The organism is Herbiconiux oxytropis, from assembly GCF_024979315.1.
Classification (GTDB): domain Bacteria; phylum Actinomycetota; class Actinomycetes; order Actinomycetales; family Microbacteriaceae; genus Herbiconiux; species Herbiconiux oxytropis.
On record NZ_JANLCK010000005.1, the window covers coordinates 87,856 to 101,485 of the forward strand.

Annotated in this window: 13 protein-coding genes; 8 read left to right on the forward strand and 5 right to left on the reverse strand. The window is 72.3% G+C overall.

Features of this window, described 5'->3' with window-relative positions:
- Nucleotides 1-85: 85 nt before the first annotated feature.
- Nucleotides 86-640 carry a YceI family protein gene (locus N1028_RS10935; RefSeq protein WP_259528533.1) on the reverse strand — a complete coding sequence of 185 codons (555 nt, stop codon included), beginning with the start codon at nucleotides 638-640 and terminating at the stop codon, nucleotides 86-88.
- Between the two features lie 106 nt (nucleotides 641-746).
- On the reverse strand, nucleotides 747-1,244 hold the full coding sequence (locus N1028_RS10940; RefSeq protein ID WP_259528535.1) for a hypothetical protein: 498 nt from the start codon (nucleotides 1,242-1,244) through the stop codon (nucleotides 747-749).
- Nucleotides 1,245-1,326: 82 nt separating this feature from the next.
- Between N1028_RS10940 and N1028_RS10945 the strand changes: the two genes are divergently transcribed.
- Complete coding sequence (locus N1028_RS10945) at nucleotides 1,327-2,469, forward strand: aggregation-promoting factor C-terminal-like domain-containing protein (protein ID WP_259528538.1); 1,143 nt, start codon at nucleotides 1,327-1,329, stop codon at nucleotides 2,467-2,469.
- A gap of 34 nt (nucleotides 2,470-2,503) precedes the next feature.
- Here the strand turns inward: N1028_RS10945 and N1028_RS10950 are convergent, their stop codons facing one another.
- Nucleotides 2,504-3,502, reverse strand: coding sequence for a DNA-3-methyladenine glycosylase family protein (locus N1028_RS10950; protein WP_259528540.1), 999 nt, complete (start codon nucleotides 3,500-3,502; stop codon nucleotides 2,504-2,506).
- A gap of 13 nt (nucleotides 3,503-3,515) precedes the next feature.
- Nucleotides 3,516-4,535 (reverse strand): NUDIX domain-containing protein, encoded by a 1,020-nt coding sequence (locus N1028_RS10955; protein ID WP_259528542.1) that lies wholly within the window; start codon nucleotides 4,533-4,535, stop codon nucleotides 3,516-3,518.
- A 33-nt stretch (nucleotides 4,536-4,568) separates the two neighbouring features.
- Here N1028_RS10955 and folP point away from each other — a divergent pair, with 33 nt between their 5' ends.
- The 3 genes from folP to N1028_RS10970 are packed head-to-tail and all read left to right on the forward strand — an operon-like array spanning nucleotide 4,569 to nucleotide 6,815.
- Complete coding sequence (folP, locus tag N1028_RS10960) at nucleotides 4,569-5,456, forward strand: dihydropteroate synthase (RefSeq protein WP_259528544.1); 888 nt, start codon at nucleotides 4,569-4,571, stop codon at nucleotides 5,454-5,456.
- Nucleotides 5,449-6,309, forward strand: a complete 861-nt coding sequence (locus N1028_RS10965; protein ID WP_259528555.1) for a pyrimidine reductase family protein — start codon at nucleotides 5,449-5,451, stop codon at nucleotides 6,307-6,309. Before folP ends, N1028_RS10965 begins: the two co-directional genes overlap by 8 nt.
- On the forward strand, nucleotides 6,306-6,815 hold the full coding sequence (locus N1028_RS10970; RefSeq protein ID WP_259528557.1) for a GNAT family N-acetyltransferase: 510 nt from the start codon (nucleotides 6,306-6,308) through the stop codon (nucleotides 6,813-6,815). Before N1028_RS10965 ends, N1028_RS10970 begins: the two co-directional genes overlap by 4 nt.
- Before the next feature lie 4 nt (nucleotides 6,816-6,819).
- On the opposite strand, the gene N1028_RS10975 is transcribed toward N1028_RS10970, so the two are convergent.
- Nucleotides 6,820-9,372 (reverse strand): DEAD/DEAH box helicase, encoded by a 2,553-nt coding sequence (locus N1028_RS10975; protein WP_375163457.1) that lies wholly within the window; start codon nucleotides 9,370-9,372, stop codon nucleotides 6,820-6,822.
- A 51-nt stretch (nucleotides 9,373-9,423) separates the two neighbouring features.
- Between N1028_RS10975 and N1028_RS10980 the strand changes: the two genes are divergently transcribed.
- The 4 genes from N1028_RS10980 to N1028_RS10995 all read left to right on the forward strand — a co-directional run bounded on the left by N1028_RS10980 (nucleotide 9,424) and on the right by N1028_RS10995 (nucleotide 13,622).
- Nucleotides 9,424-9,801 carry an Hsp15 family ribosome-associated heat shock protein gene (locus N1028_RS10980; RefSeq protein ID WP_259528559.1) on the forward strand — a complete coding sequence of 126 codons (378 nt, stop codon included), beginning with the start codon at nucleotides 9,424-9,426 and terminating at the stop codon, nucleotides 9,799-9,801.
- 134 nt (nucleotides 9,802-9,935) lie between these two features.
- On the forward strand, nucleotides 9,936-12,089 hold the full coding sequence (locus tag N1028_RS10985; protein ID WP_259528561.1) for a coiled-coil domain-containing protein: 2,154 nt from the start codon (nucleotides 9,936-9,938) through the stop codon (nucleotides 12,087-12,089).
- 217 nt (nucleotides 12,090-12,306) lie between these two features.
- Nucleotides 12,307-12,951 carry a TetR/AcrR family transcriptional regulator gene (locus N1028_RS10990; protein ID WP_259528563.1) on the forward strand — a complete coding sequence of 215 codons (645 nt, stop codon included), beginning with the start codon at nucleotides 12,307-12,309 and terminating at the stop codon, nucleotides 12,949-12,951.
- A gap of 95 nt (nucleotides 12,952-13,046) precedes the next feature.
- Entirely contained in the window at nucleotides 13,047-13,622 is a 576-nt protein-coding gene (locus N1028_RS10995) for a TetR/AcrR family transcriptional regulator (RefSeq protein ID WP_259528567.1), read from the forward strand.
- Nucleotides 13,623-13,630: the final 8 nt, after the last annotated feature.

The following is a 13,630-nucleotide window of genomic DNA, read 5'->3' on the forward strand; positions in this document are numbered from 1 at the left end:
CGCACCCGCCACAGGAAGACGCCGGCCGGGAGAGGACCCGGCCGGCGTCTGCACGGCGCGCTGAAGGGGCGAGCGCCCCTGTCGACTACGGCTGGAGGACAGCCTGCACGTCGAGCGTGATGGTGACCTTGTCGCCCACGAGCACTCCACCGGTCTCGAGCGCGGCGTTCCAGTTCACGCCGAAGTCGTTGCGGTCGATCTCGGTCTTGGCCTCGAAGCCGGCCTTGAAGTTGCCGTAGGCGTCGGTGCCGAAGCCGCCGAACTCGAAGTCGAAGGTGACCGGCTTGGTGACGCCCTTGATGGTGAGGTCGCCGTCGACCTTGAAGTCACCGCCCTCGTTGCGGACACCCGTGGAGACGAAGGTGATCTCGGGGAACTCGGGGGCGTTGAAGAAGTCGTTCGTGGCGAGGTGGCCGTCGCGGTTCTTGTCGTTGGTGTTGACCGAGGCGACATCGGCCTTGGCGGTGACCTTGGTGTCGAGGGGGTTCTCACCGGTCACGAAGGTGGCGTCGAAGGTCTCGAACGTGCCCTTGACCTTGCTGATGAGCATGTGGCGCACGCTGAAGCCGACCTCGGAGTGCGAGGGGTCGATGGTCCAGGTGCCGGCCTTGTAACCGGGGATCTCGATGGTGTCGGTCATGATGTCTCTCTTCGTTCAGGAGTGTCGGGGCAGGACGAGGAATCGCCCCACGGTCAATACAAATGCATCGACCGGTCCGATTATTCCGGACCGGAGATGAATTCCGTCACCGGAGGATCTCGACCATGAGCACCCAGGCGTTCAGCATCGAGGTGATCACGATGACGACGAAGCCCGCCGCGACATAGGCCAGCCCGCCGGTGGAACCGAGGGCCACGATCACTCCCCCCACCGCGACCCACAGGAGCTGGGTGAGCAGAAGGACCGAGTTGAAGAGCTTGGCGGGCAGCGGCGCGCCCTGCTGGGCGCGGAAGACGGCCCGCACCGCCGGGATCTGGAAGCACGTTCCCGCCACGGCGAACGCCACGAGCTGCAGGCCGAGGACGAGGGCGGACTGCCCCGGGATGAGGATGACGAGCGCGGCGACCACCACCACGACGACCGCGGCGATCGTGGCGCCGGCCCGCGCCGGGAGGCCGGGCAGCGTGATGATCTCCTTGATGTTGACCGAGATGGCCACCATGATCAGACCGGCGAGCGCGGCTGCGGCCCCTGCGGCGGCCACGGCGAAGTCGTGCCAGCCCTCGAGCTCCAGCGCACCCATGGCCACATGGTAGCCAGTCCGGAGCAGGACGCGCGCGGCCGCCTCTTCACAACTTTCACTTTCGTCACATACGCTGGAATCCATGAGGAAGCGTCCGGCGTACGGCTGGAGCGTGGTGGCCCTCGTCGCCGCGCTCGTCATCACGCCCTCGGTCTCGGCCGCCGGGGCCGGAGGCACGACTGTCCCGGCCGTCGACTACCCCAGCTGGGACGAGGTCAATGCGGCCAAGAACAACGAAGCCGCCAAGCAGGCCGAGGTCGACAACATCCGGGGCCTGCTCGCCGATCTGCAGACCCGCTCGGCCGAGCTCGAGAAGATCGCCTTCGACCGCGGCCAGGAGTACCAGGAGGCCAGCTACGCGGCCCAGGTGGCCGCCGAGTACGCCGGAACCCTGCAGGCGCAGGCCGACTCCGCGAGCGAGCGTGCCGCGACGGCCAACACCCAGGTGGGGCTTCTCGCCGCCCAGCTCTACCGCAGCGGTGGCGACCACACCATGAACCTCCTCCTCGACCAGGAGGACTCCGACTCCCTGCTCTACCGCCTCGGCGCCATGTCGAAGCTCACCGAGCAGACCGCGGGCACCCGGAACGCCGCCGTCGCCGCCCAGAACACCGCGGACGCACTCACGGACCAGGCCTCGAGGGCCACGACCGAGCGTCAGCGCCTCGAGCAGGAGGCCGCCGACCGCAAGGCCGAGGCCGAGCAGCTGCAGGCCGATGCCATCGCGCAGATCGCCGAGACCGAGACCCGCACCGCCCAGCTCACCGCTCAGCTGGCCTCCCTCGACGCCGCCGCCGCCGAGCTCGAGCAGCAGTATCAGAAGGGCAAGGAGGAGGAGGACCGCCGCCGCGCCGCCGACGCCGCGGACGACGCCCCTGGGAGCACCTGGGTTCCCGACAGCGGCGAGATCATGAGCCCCGACGAGGCGAAGGCCTACGCCCTCAGCATCATGCCCGAGTACGGCTGGGGCGGAGACCAGTACGACTGCCTCGTGCGGCTGTGGATCGGTGAGTCCGGCTGGCGCGCCAACGCCTACAACACCTCGAGCGGCGCCTACGGCATCCCGCAGTCGCTGCCGGCGTCGAAGATGGCCTCCGCGGGAGCCGACTACGTGACGAACGCGATGACCCAGATCCGCTGGGGGCTCACCTACATCGTGGGCCGTTACGACACCCCGTGCGGCGCCCTGGCGTTCTGGAACGCGAAAGATCCCCACTGGTACTGAGCCGGCTGTCTGCAGCGGAGGGGCGTGCGGGCTCTCAGTGCCGGCGGTGGTCCTGGATCGTCAGGCGCGGTCCGTGCCGAGGCGGCATGACCCCCGAGATGAGCACGAGCCGCACGATGCGCTGACGGTGTCCGGCCCACGGCTCGAGCAGCTCGACAAGAGCATCGTCGTCGAGCTTCTCACCCACCAGGGCCCAGCCCACGACCGACGCCAGGTGGTAGTCGCCGAAGCTCACCGCATCCGGATCGCCGTGCGAGCGCTGGGCCGCCTCGGCCGCGGTCCACGGGCCGACCCCGCTCACCGTCTGCAGGAGGCGCCGCACCTCGACGCCGGGAAGCCGCGGTTCCTGCTCCGCCGTGCGCTGCAGCCCACCGGCGACGGATGCGACGCGCACGGCCGTGGCGGAGCGTCGCGGATCGACCCCGGCCCGGTGCCACTCCCATGAGGGGATGCGGCGCCAGCGCTCGGCAGTGGGCGGCACCCGCAGCGCGGCGGGCGCGGGGCCGGGGGCAGGCTCGCCGTGCGCGGTCACGAGGATGCGCCACGCGCGAAAGGCCTCGGTGGAGGTGATCTTCTGCTCGATCACGGCGGGGATGAGTGCGTCGATGACCCGCCCCGTGCGGGTGAGCCGGAGGCCGGGATTGCGGCGGAGGGTTGTGCCGAGCAGCTCGTAGCCGCCCGGGCCGAAGGCACTCGTGTCGAGAGCGCTCCAGTCGTCGTGCTCTCCCAGGAGGTCGGGCACCAGGTCGAGAGCGGCCTCGGCGCCGTCGCCCCAGGCGCGCACGCGCACGGCGCCGAGGGAACCCGGCCCCACGCGGGAGAAGTGCAGGGTGGCGGTCGTGGTGTCGGCCGTCGGCGGGCGGAGCGCCAGCCAGAGCCCCGAGTCGTCGATGCGCAGGCAGGGGTCGCCCGGCCCGCGGCGGAGCGGCTGGAGCGTGGCCCGGAGATCGAGCGGGCGGGGTGACTCGTGCACGCGCTCGAGCATCGCGGTGGCGTCGGCGCGCGGACGCGCTGCGCGGGTGGCGGGGATCATCGTGCGACGAAGACTAGTCGTCGCCACGGACATCCTGTGCGGGGAGCTCGACGGCGGCGTCGGTGAGCGACAGCAGCCAGCTCGGGCCGCGCACCTCGGCGCCCTCGCGCTCCACGCGCGAGCGGAGCTCGCGGTCGGCCGTCACCACGAGCACGCGGAAGCCCTCGGCCACGCCCGCGGTCGCCTCCGCCACGATCGTGTCGTCGCCCTGGCTCGGGGCCGACGAGATCTCCACCGCTACCGCGGGCAGCAGGAGCGATTCACCCGGCTGGAGCGGCGATGCCGCCTGCGCGCCCTTGGCCTGCCCCTCGAGCACCACACGGATGGCGGGCCAGGCCCGGGTGCCCGGTCCCTCGGGCGGCGCCTCCCGCGGAACCGGGGCGGACGACGGAGCATCGACCGGCGCCGAACCCTCGAGGGCCCGAGCTTCGACCCCCGCTGCGGCGAGCGCCGTCACGCCGGCCAGCAGACGCTCGGCGGCGCCGACGCGATCCTTCCACCAGCCGTCGGGCCGGGAGCCGACGACGTTCGCGGCGTCGACCACGATGCGCACGCGCTCGGCGAGCCGCTCCCGCAGCACCGGCCACGCGGATCCGAAGCCCGGGTGCAGCGGCAGCGCCTCGACCTCGTCGACGGGCACCCAGCGGAGCTCCAGGCTCTCGGCGTCGCCGATGCGCGGGGTGAAGGCGCGGAGCGCGCGGGTGACGACCGTGACGTACGACCAGTAGCCCAGATCGAGCGTCGAGGTGAAGGCGAGCCCGAGCGCGTCGGCCGGCACCCCGGCCTCCTCGCCGGCCTCGCGGAGCGCGCCGTCGATGGCCGACTCGCCCTCGTGCCGAGCGCCACCCGGCAGGCCCCAGGTGCCGCCGAAATGGCTCCACTCGGCGCGGTGCTGCAGCAGGATACCGGCCTCCGGGTCGTGCACGAGCAGTCCGGCGGCACCATAGCGGCCCCAGAACCGGCGGCCGTCGGGCCCCTCCACCCAGGCGTCGCCGCTGTCGCGCGGCGGAAGGCGGGGCGGAACCACGGTCATGCCTCCAGCTTCTCATGCCTGCATGATGGAACGATGCAGATCGTGCACCCCCCGCTCACCCATCCGGTCCGCCGGTTCGGGCAGCGCGAGATCGATTTCGGCCGCCGGATCGCGGTCATGGCCATCGTCAACCGCACCCCCGACTCGTTCTACGACCAGGGCGCCACGTTCGCCCTCGACCGGGCCGTCGAGGCCGCGCTCACGGCCGCCGCCGACGGAGCGGACTGGGTCGACATCGGCGGCGCGAAGTTCGCACCCGGCCCCGAGATCAGCGCCGACGAGGAGCTCGAGCGGGTGCTCCCGGTGGTGCGCGGGGTCGCCGCCGCGAGCGACGTCGCGATCTCCGTCGACACCTTCCGCGCCTCGGTGGCCGCCGCGTGCATCGACGCGGGAGCGCACATCGTCAACGACACCACGGGGCTGAGCGACCCCGACCTCGCCGGCGTCGTCGCGGCATCCGGGGCCTCACTCGTGATCACCCACAGCCTCGCCGCCCCCCGGCAGCCGCACCCGCGGCCCCGTTACGACGACGTGGCCGGTGAAGTGCGGGCCTTCCTCGAGCGGCGCGTCGACGCGGCCGTGGCCGCGGGGATCCCGCTCGAGCGGCTCTTCGTCGACCCGGGCCACGACCTCAACAAGAACACGGTGCAGAGCCTCGAGCTCACGAGACGGATGGCCGAGATCACCTCGCTGGGGCTCCCGACGCTCGCGGCGGTGTCGAACAAGGACTTCATCGGCGAGAGCCTCGGCGTTCCCAAGAGCGAGCGGCGGGAGGGCTCGATCGTGGCCGCGACCGTCTGCGCGGTGCTCGGCGCCCGGGTCGTGCGCATGCACGACGTGCCCGCGGCGGTGGCGTCGATGCGCATGCTCGAAGCCGTCCTCGGCTTCCGGGAGCCGGTCGAGGCGGTGCACAATGTCTGAGTCCGGGTCCGGGTCTGAGTCCGTGCCAGGGCCGGGTGCGGGTGGCGCGGTGATCCGGATGCTCACGGCCGGCTCCGGAGAGCTCGACGACGACGCGCTGTGGCAGCTCTACGCCCCGACGCCGCGTGACTCCCCCGTGCTGCGGGTGAACCTCGTGCAGAGCCTCGACGGGTCGGCGACCGTGCAGGGCCTCTCGGGCGGGCTCGGCGGGCCCGCCGACAAGCGCGTGTTCGACACCCTCCGGGCCCTCGCCGACGTCGTGCTCGTGGGGGCCGGCACCGCGCGTGCAGAGGGCTACGGGGCGCTCACGGCGACCCCGGAGCACCGTGCACGGCGCCGCGCGCTCGGACTCCCCCAGGATCCGGCGATGGCGCTCGTGAGCGGCCGCCTCGACCTCGATCCCGCGAGCGCCCTCTTCGCCGAGGCACCCCGACGCCCCCTCGTCTTCACCACGAGCGGGGCGCCGGCGGATGCCCGGAGCCGGCTCGCCGAGGTGGCCGACGTCGTCGAGGCGGGCACCGGGCACGTCGACCCGGCGCTCGTGCTGCGGGAGCTGCACGCGCGGGGCCTCGCGCAGATCCTCTGCGAGGGCGGCCCGTCGTTCTTCGGCGACTGCATCGCGGCCGGGCTCGTCGATGAACTGTGCCTCACGATCAGCCCTGTGCTGGAAGGCGGGCACGGCCCGAGGATCGCGACGGCGCCGCGGAACGGCTCCGTCGAAGACGACGGTGGCGACGGCGCGGTGGGTGACGCGCGCGTGCCGCTCGGCTTCGAGCTGGGGCACATCGCCGCGAGCGGCGGCCTCCTGCTCACCCGCTGGGTGCGCCGCGACGACGACGGTCGGTCGGCATGACGGGCGCGAGCGGTGCGACCCTGATCGCTCCCTGGCCCGGGCCGCCGTGGGGTGACGACTCCGCCGCCTTCTCGGGTCTGCTGACGGCGTACCACCTGCAGACCGAGCACGAGAAGGGGCTGGGGATCACGACCGCGGCCGACCTGCCCCGCCGCTACCGCGCGGAGATCGACGACCCGGCAAGCACCTTCGCCCGCGACGTCGTGCTGCTCGCGGGCGACGGCGCCTCCGCGTCCCCCGAGGGCTGCGTGGTGCTCTCGGGGGCCGCCGAGGTGAAGCGGCTGTGGGTGGAGCCCTCCGCTCGCGGGCAGGGGCTTGCGACGGCCCTCGTGCGTGCCGCGGTCGACTCAGCCGTGGCACGGGGCTTCACCGCCGTGCGGCTCTCGGTGTGGGAGTGGCGCACGAGCGCCCTCGCGCTCTACGAGCGGCTCGGCTTCGCGGTGGTGGAGCCCTGGGACACCCGCCCCGGCCTCATCTGCCTGCGCTGGGATGCACCCACCCGCTGAAGGGCTACAGCTGGTCGACCGCCAGCACGCGCACGACCGCCACGCCCGCCTCGTTCGATGCCGCGAGGTCGATCTCGGCGGTGATGCCCCAGTCGTGGTCACCCGCCGGGTCGTCGAAGATCTGGCGCGCCCGCCAGAGCCCGGGCCCCGCCACCTTCTCGTCCTCCTCGAGGATGAGCAGCGCCGCGCTCCGGGCGTGCGGCCCGATGCCGACCGAGTCGTGCACGTCGTAGTAGTCGTCCATCGCCGCTTGCCAGCGATCGGCGCCGAAGCCCGCCGCGGCATCCAGCTCGCCGAGCTCGTCGAACGCGTCGCGCGCCGCGAGCGACACCCGGCGGAACAGCTCGTTGCGCACGAGGATGCGGAACGCACGCGGGTTCGAGGTGAGCAGGCGCGGTGCTGGAGGCACAACGGCCTGCTCGTCGTCGAGGGCCTCGAGCACGGCATCCGGGTTGATGAGCGACTCCCACTCGTCGAGCACGCTCGAGTCGGTCTGCCGCACGAGCTCGCCGAGCCACTCGATGAGGTCGAGCAGGTCGTCGTTCTTCAGCTCGTCCGGCACGGTGGATCGGAGCGTGCGGTAGGCGTCCGAGAGGTAGCGCAGCACGAGACCCTCTGAGCGGGCGAGCTTGTAGAACGCGATGTACTCGCCGAATGACATCGCCCGCTCGTACATGTCGCGCACGACCGACTTGGGGGCGATGTCGAAGTCGCCGATCCACGGCTGCGAAGCGCGGTAGGTGTCGAAGGCCTCGCCGAGGAGCCCCTCGAGGGGCTTCGGGTGCATGACCTCCTCGAGCAGTTCCATGCGCTGCTCGTACTCGATCCCCTCTGCCTTCATCGCCTGCACGGCCTCCCCGCGCGCCACGAACTTCTGCGCCGAGAGCACGGGCCGAGGGTCGTCGAGGATGGCTTCGGTGACCGACACCACGTCGAGTGCGAACGACGGCGACTCCTCGTCGAGCAGGTCGTACACCGCGAGTGCGAACGGCGACAGCGGCTGGTTGAGGGCGAAGTTCGGCTGCAGGTCGACGGTCAGGCGGATCGAGACCTCCCCGGTCGTGTCGTCGGTGATCTGGCGCACGACCCCGGCCGTGCGGAGGGTGCGGTAGATCGCGAGCGCCTGGCGGATGAGCTCGCGCTGCTTCGCACGCGGCTCGTGGTTGTCCTCGAGGAGTGCACGCAGGGTGCCGAACACGTCGCCGCCTCGCGCGATCGTGTTGAGCACCATCGCGTGCGTGACCCGCAGCTGCGAGGTGAGCCGCTCCGGCTCGGCGGCGATGAGCTTCTCGAAGCTCGGCTCGCCCCACGACACGAACCCTTCGGGAGCGCGCTTGCGCATGAACTTGCGCTTCTTCTTGGGGTCGTCGCCGATCTTCGCGAGCGCCTTGAGGTTCTCGGTCTCGTGCTCGGGGGCCTGCACCACCACGGTGCCCGCCGTGTCGTAGCCGGCCCGGCCGGCGCGACCCGCGATCTGGTGGAACTCGCGTGCGGTGAGCTGGCGCATCCGGATGCCGTCGTACTTCGTGAGCGCCGAGAGCAGGACCGTGCGGATGGGCACGTTGATGCCCACGCCCAGGGTGTCGGTGCCGCAGATGACCTTGAGGAGCCCCCGCTGGGCGAGCCGCTCCACGAGCCGGCGGTACTTCGGCAGCATGCCCGCGTGGTGCACGCCGATGCCCATGCGGATCAGGCGCGAGAGCGTCTTGCCGAATGCCGTCGTGAAGCGGAAGCCGCCGATGAGCTCCGCGATCTCGTCGCGCACCTCGCGCGAGGCCACCTTGATGCTCGAGAGCGCCTGAGCGCGCTCGATGGCCGCGAGCTGGGAGAAGTGCACGATGTAGACGGGGGCGCGCTGGGTCTGCAGAAGCTCCTCGACCGTCTCCTGGATGGGAGTGGTGGCGTAGCTGTAGCTGAGCGGCACCGGGCGGTCGACGCCCGTGATGACGGTCGTCTCGCGGCCCGTGCGGCGCGAGAGGTCGGTGGCGAGCCAGTCGACGTCGCCGAGGGTCGCCGACATGAGCACGAACTGCACAGCGGGGAGGGCGAGGATCGGCACCTGCCAGGCCCAGCCGCGGTCGGGCTCGGCGTAGAAGTGGAACTCGTCCATGACCACCTGGCCCACGGGGGTCTCGGCCCCCTCGCGGAGGGCGAGGTTGGCGAGGATCTCGGCCGTCGCGCAGATGATAGGCGCCTCGGGGTTCACCGAGGAGTCGCCCGTGACCATGCCCACGTTCTCGGCGCCGAAGATGCCCACGAGATCGAAGAACTTCTCGGAGACGAGCGCCTTGATGGGAGCCGTGTAGTAGCTGCGCACCCCCTGCGCGAGCGCCACCGCGTGCGCGCCGACCGCCACGAGAGACTTGCCGGTGCCCGTGGGGGTCGAGAGGATGACGTTCTCGCCGGAGACGATCGCCATGATCGACTCGTCCTGTGCAGGGTAGAGGGGCGTGCCACGACCGGCGGCCCAGGTGGCGAACGCGTCGTAGGCGGCATCCGGATCGAACGGGGCCGGCATCGCCGGGCGGCTGGCGGCGGCGACGTCGGAACTCGGCATCCCCCAAGCCTAGGCGGCGCAGACGCGGCACCGGTGTGGCAGGCTGAACGGATGGGCGACTCCGTGCGCATCGACAGCTGGCTCTGGGCCGCGCGCGTCTACAAGACGCGATCGCTCGCCACCGCCGCGTGCCGGGCCGGCCATGTGCGGCTGAACGGCGAACGGGCGAAAGCGGCGCAGAGTGTGCGGCCGGGCGACGAGGTGCGGGCGCGGATCAGCGGCTTCGACCGCATCCTGAAGATCGCCGCCCTCGGGGTCAAGCGCGGCTCGGCGAGCGTGGCGGCCGAACTGTTCGAGGAGCTCACTCCCCCGCCGCCGCCACGCGAGACCGTCGCGGCCGTCCCTGTCCGGGACCGCGGGGCCGGGCGCCCGACCAAGCGCGACAGGCGCGAGATCGAGCGACTCCGGGGCCTCGACCAGGAGCGCTGAGCGGGGCTCGGCTCGGCACCGCATCCGAGTCTGCGAAGACGCCTGTCGGAGTGTCAGGGACCACTACTAACCTGGACTACGACGAGCCGCGACGACCCGCGGCAGCCACCCGCTACAAGGCCAGTAGGAGCATCATGTCCGACGCCACCACGACCGGCGCCACGAACCCGTCCCGCGATCCGGAGAACCCGGAGGAGACCGGGCTGCAGGCGCTGGGACTCGATGACCATGATCAGGCTCGGGAGCAGGATGCCACCGTTCCCCTCCCCGCAGGCGCGGCCTTCGGCGCGGGTGCACCGTCGTCGTCCGCGGCGCCCGATGGCACGGAGCAGCCGGAGGGCTACCGCCTCACCGGCCGCGACCGCACGGCGCTGAAGTTCGTGGGCGCCTCGCTCGCGATCGGCACCCAGGAGTTCCGCGCCCGCTACGAGGCCGTGATCGACGACCTCTACCGGCACCACTTCGTCGACCCCAAGGCCCGGCCGGCCTACGAGGCGCCGGAGATCGTGCCCGCGGTCGAGGTGGAGGGCGAGAACGACCCGCTCGAGATCATCCGCTCGCAGCTCGGTCTCGTGATCGACGACCGGCGCCTCCGCGACACCGCACGCACCGACGCCGAGCGCGAGCTCGCTGCGACCTCGGCGCGACTGGCCGAGATGACCGCGCGCTACGAGGACACCCAGGCCCGCCTCGACTCGACCGCGGCCTCCCTCGCCGCGCGTGAGGCCGAGCTCACGGCCCTGCACGAGCGCCTGGTCGCCGAGACCACCGCCCTCCAGGAGCAGCGTGCCGCCGAGGCCGCCGCCGCGGAGCAGCGCCGGCTCGCCGAGACCGGGGCGCTGCAGGCGCAGCTCGCGGCCGAGACGAGCGCACTGCAGAACCAGCTCGTCTCCGAGAACACCGCGCACCAGGAGCGACTGGCCTACGAGACGGGCGCACTCCAGGCCCTGCTCGTGGCCGAGGCCGCCGCGCACGAGGAGCGCCGGGTGGCCGAGACCGGCGCCCTGGAGGCGCAGCTCGCCGCAGAGACGGGCCGGCTGCAGTCGGAGCTGCAGGCCACGATCTCGGGCTACCAGAACCAGATCGCAGGACTCCACGCGGCGCACGCGGCCCAGCTCGAGGAGCTGACCCTCTCGCACGCCAACCAGACCGAGCAGATCACCGCCTCGCACGCCTCCCAGCTCGAGGAGCTCCGCGCGGCGCACGCCACCGAGACCGAGCAGCTGCGCACGGGCCACACCACCGAGGCCGACCAGCTGAGGGCGCACGACGAGCAGGTGCGGGCCGAGCACACCGCAGCGCTCGAGCAGCTGACCAGCGAGCACGAGGCGGCACTCGAGCAGCTCCGCAGCAGTCACGAGGCCGAGACCGCGCAGCTGCGCGCTGAGCACGAGACCGAGGTGGCCCGACTGGCGGCCGAGGCCGAGGCGCTGCGCGACGACAACGCCGGTCTCGCGGCTTCGCACGAGGCCGACGGTGCCGAGGTGTCGGCGCAGAGCGCGGCCGACCTCGCCGCCCGCGATGCGGAGCACGAGGCGGCCCTCGCCGAGCTCGCCCGCTCGCACGAGGAGGCGCTCGAGGCGCTCGCCCGCGAGAACGAGGCCGCCGTGGCCGCGGCTTCGGCCGCTGCTGCTGCAGCCGACGCGTCCGGCCAGTACGCATCCGCCGGCTCTGCCGAGGAGATCGTGATCGTCGAGGAGGTCGTCGACACCGCCGAGTTCGACGAGGCCCAGGCCCGTGTGGCCGAGCTCGAGTCCGAGCTCGCCGATGCCCGCGCCGAGATCGACGTGCTCGCCGCCGCTCGCGACGAGGCCGACGCGCGCGCCGAGGCCTCCCGTGCCGAAGCGGCTGATGTCCGCGACGTCGCTGCAGCCGGCGCCGCCGAGACCGTGCTCTTCCCCGAGGGCGACGGAGCGCTCGAGGCGGCCGAGGCGCGGGCCGCCACCCTGGAGCTGGAGCTGGCCGAGGCGCGCACCGAGATCGGCATCCTCGCCGACGAGCGCGACCGGGCCCTCTCCGACTCCGCGATCGCGCTGGAGGACCGGGAGCGCCTGAGCGACGCGCTCACCGCGCTGCAGGCCGAGCGCCGCTCGGCCGCCGCGCTGGCGCCCGCAGCCGTCGCTTCGCCCGCGCTGCAGGCCGAGCTCACGACCGCACGCGAGCTCATCGACGAGATCGAGGAGATCGCCACCGGGCAGCTCTGCGCCGAGGATGAGACGAGCGAGTACGCGATCGGGGCCAACGACTCCGCGGTGCTCGTGCTCAACGCGATCGCCGGCGGCGAGTAGCCCGAGCAAGTACGCGAGAAAGGAGGACCGACGCCCTATACGGGGTCGGTCCTCTTTTTTCGCGTACTTGTAGATCACCATCCCAGCCGACGTGCCGCACCGGAGCCACGAAAGGGCTCCCCGCCGAACAGCGGTACCGTGAGAGCGGCGCTTCCCCAGGCGCCGATGTGTACACTGTCCACTACCTAGGCGCCCGAGCACCACCCGGAGAGCACGCATGAGCGACGACGAACGCGCATCCCAGAGTCGCACCACGTACCGACACGGAGACCTGCGCGGCGCCCTCATCGCCGCCGGCGTCGAGATGGCTCGGGAAGGCGGCCCGCGTGCGATCGTCATCCGCGAGGCCACCCGGCGGGCCGGGGTCTCACCGAACGCCGCCTACCGGCACTTCGCCGATCGCGACGCGCTGCTGAAAGCCGTCTCCGACACGTGCCTCGGCCTCGCCGCCGACCGCATCGAGCAGGAGCAGGCCGCGCATCCGACGACCGGCGACGCCGTGGCCGACGCCCGGCTGCAGCTGCGCACCGTCGGGCTCGGCTACATCGCCTTCGCCCGCGAGGAGCCGGGGCTCTTCCGCACCGCGTTCTCGGTGCCCGACGACCTCCGTCAGGCCCTCTCCCCCGCCAAGGCCGGCGTGAGCGGGCTCACCCCCTTTCAGCTGCTCTCGCTCGCCCTCGACGCGCTCGTCGACAGCGGCGCCCTGCCCCCGGCCCGGCGGGAGAACGCGGAGTTCCTGGCCTGGGCCACCGTGCACGGTCTCGGCATGCTCGTGATCGACGGACCATTGCGGGGTCTCACCGACCCCATGATCGACTTCGCCACCGAGCGGCTGCTCGACATGGTCGACCGGGGACTCTGACCCGGGCCGGCTCGACGCGTCGGTTCGGCTCGCGCGACCTCGCGGGGCCCTGTCAAGCCGGGAGCCGCGGCCGACCGTGAAGCTACACTCGGAGCATGACCGACCCTGCCGTCGACCTTCCCGAGCACCACGCGGGAGCCGACGAGCGCATCGTCGCCGCCACCCTGCAGCTGCTCCGCGACCGCGGGCCGGCGGGCGTGAACGTCGAGGCCGTCGCTGCGGCGTCGGGCGTGGCCAAGACCACCATCTACCGCCGCTACGAAGACCGCGAGGCGCTGCTCGCGGCCGCGATCGACGCGGCGACCACCGAGGTCACGCTGCCCACCGGGATGTCGACCTACGACACCCTGCACTGGCTCCTCGGCGCCGCTCGCGTGCGCGTGCAGGAGATCGTGGGCCGCGGCACGGTCGCCGCCATCCTGATCGACGACGACGCGCCCTTCACCGACAAGCTGCGCGACATGATCCGCATGCGCAGCCACCAGCTCGTCGCGTTCCTCGACGAGGCGGTCGCGCGCGGCGACCTGCGCGCCGGCCTCGACGTCAAGCTCGTCGTCAGCGTGCTCCTCGGCTCCGCCGTCGGCCACGTCATCCGCGGCGGCGAGCCCGACGAGGAGTGGGCCGACCGCCTTCTCACCCTCCTCTGGCCGGCCCTCACCCCACCCGACTGAGCGGTGGG

Bases quoted from the DNA above. Each gene is read 5' to 3' on its own strand.
- N1028_RS10935 (WP_259528533.1), bottom strand. From the start codon at position 640: ATGACCGACACCATCGAGATCCCCGGTTACAAGGCCGGCACCTGGACC.
- N1028_RS10940 (WP_259528535.1), bottom strand. From the start codon at position 1,244: ATGGGTGCGCTGGAGCTCGAGGGCTGGCACGACTTCGCCGTGGCCGCC.
- N1028_RS10945 (WP_259528538.1), top strand. From the start codon at position 1,327: ATGAGGAAGCGTCCGGCGTACGGCTGGAGCGTGGTGGCCCTCGTCGCC.
- N1028_RS10950 (WP_259528540.1), bottom strand. From the start codon at position 3,502: ATGATCCCCGCCACCCGCGCAGCGCGTCCGCGCGCCGACGCCACCGCG.
- N1028_RS10955 (WP_259528542.1), bottom strand. From the start codon at position 4,535: ATGACCGTGGTTCCGCCCCGCCTTCCGCCGCGCGACAGCGGCGACGCC.
- folP (WP_259528544.1), top strand. From the start codon at position 4,569: ATGCAGATCGTGCACCCCCCGCTCACCCATCCGGTCCGCCGGTTCGGG.
- N1028_RS10965 (WP_259528555.1), top strand. From the start codon at position 5,449: ATGTCTGAGTCCGGGTCCGGGTCTGAGTCCGTGCCAGGGCCGGGTGCG.
- N1028_RS10970 (WP_259528557.1), top strand. From the start codon at position 6,306: ATGACGGGCGCGAGCGGTGCGACCCTGATCGCTCCCTGGCCCGGGCCG.
- N1028_RS10975 (WP_375163457.1), bottom strand. From the start codon at position 9,372: ATGCCGAGTTCCGACGTCGCCGCCGCCAGCCGCCCGGCGATGCCGGCC.
- N1028_RS10980 (WP_259528559.1), top strand. From the start codon at position 9,424: ATGGGCGACTCCGTGCGCATCGACAGCTGGCTCTGGGCCGCGCGCGTC.
- N1028_RS10985 (WP_259528561.1), top strand. From the start codon at position 9,936: ATGTCCGACGCCACCACGACCGGCGCCACGAACCCGTCCCGCGATCCG.
- N1028_RS10990 (WP_259528563.1), top strand. From the start codon at position 12,307: ATGAGCGACGACGAACGCGCATCCCAGAGTCGCACCACGTACCGACAC.
- N1028_RS10995 (WP_259528567.1), top strand. From the start codon at position 13,047: ATGACCGACCCTGCCGTCGACCTTCCCGAGCACCACGCGGGAGCCGAC.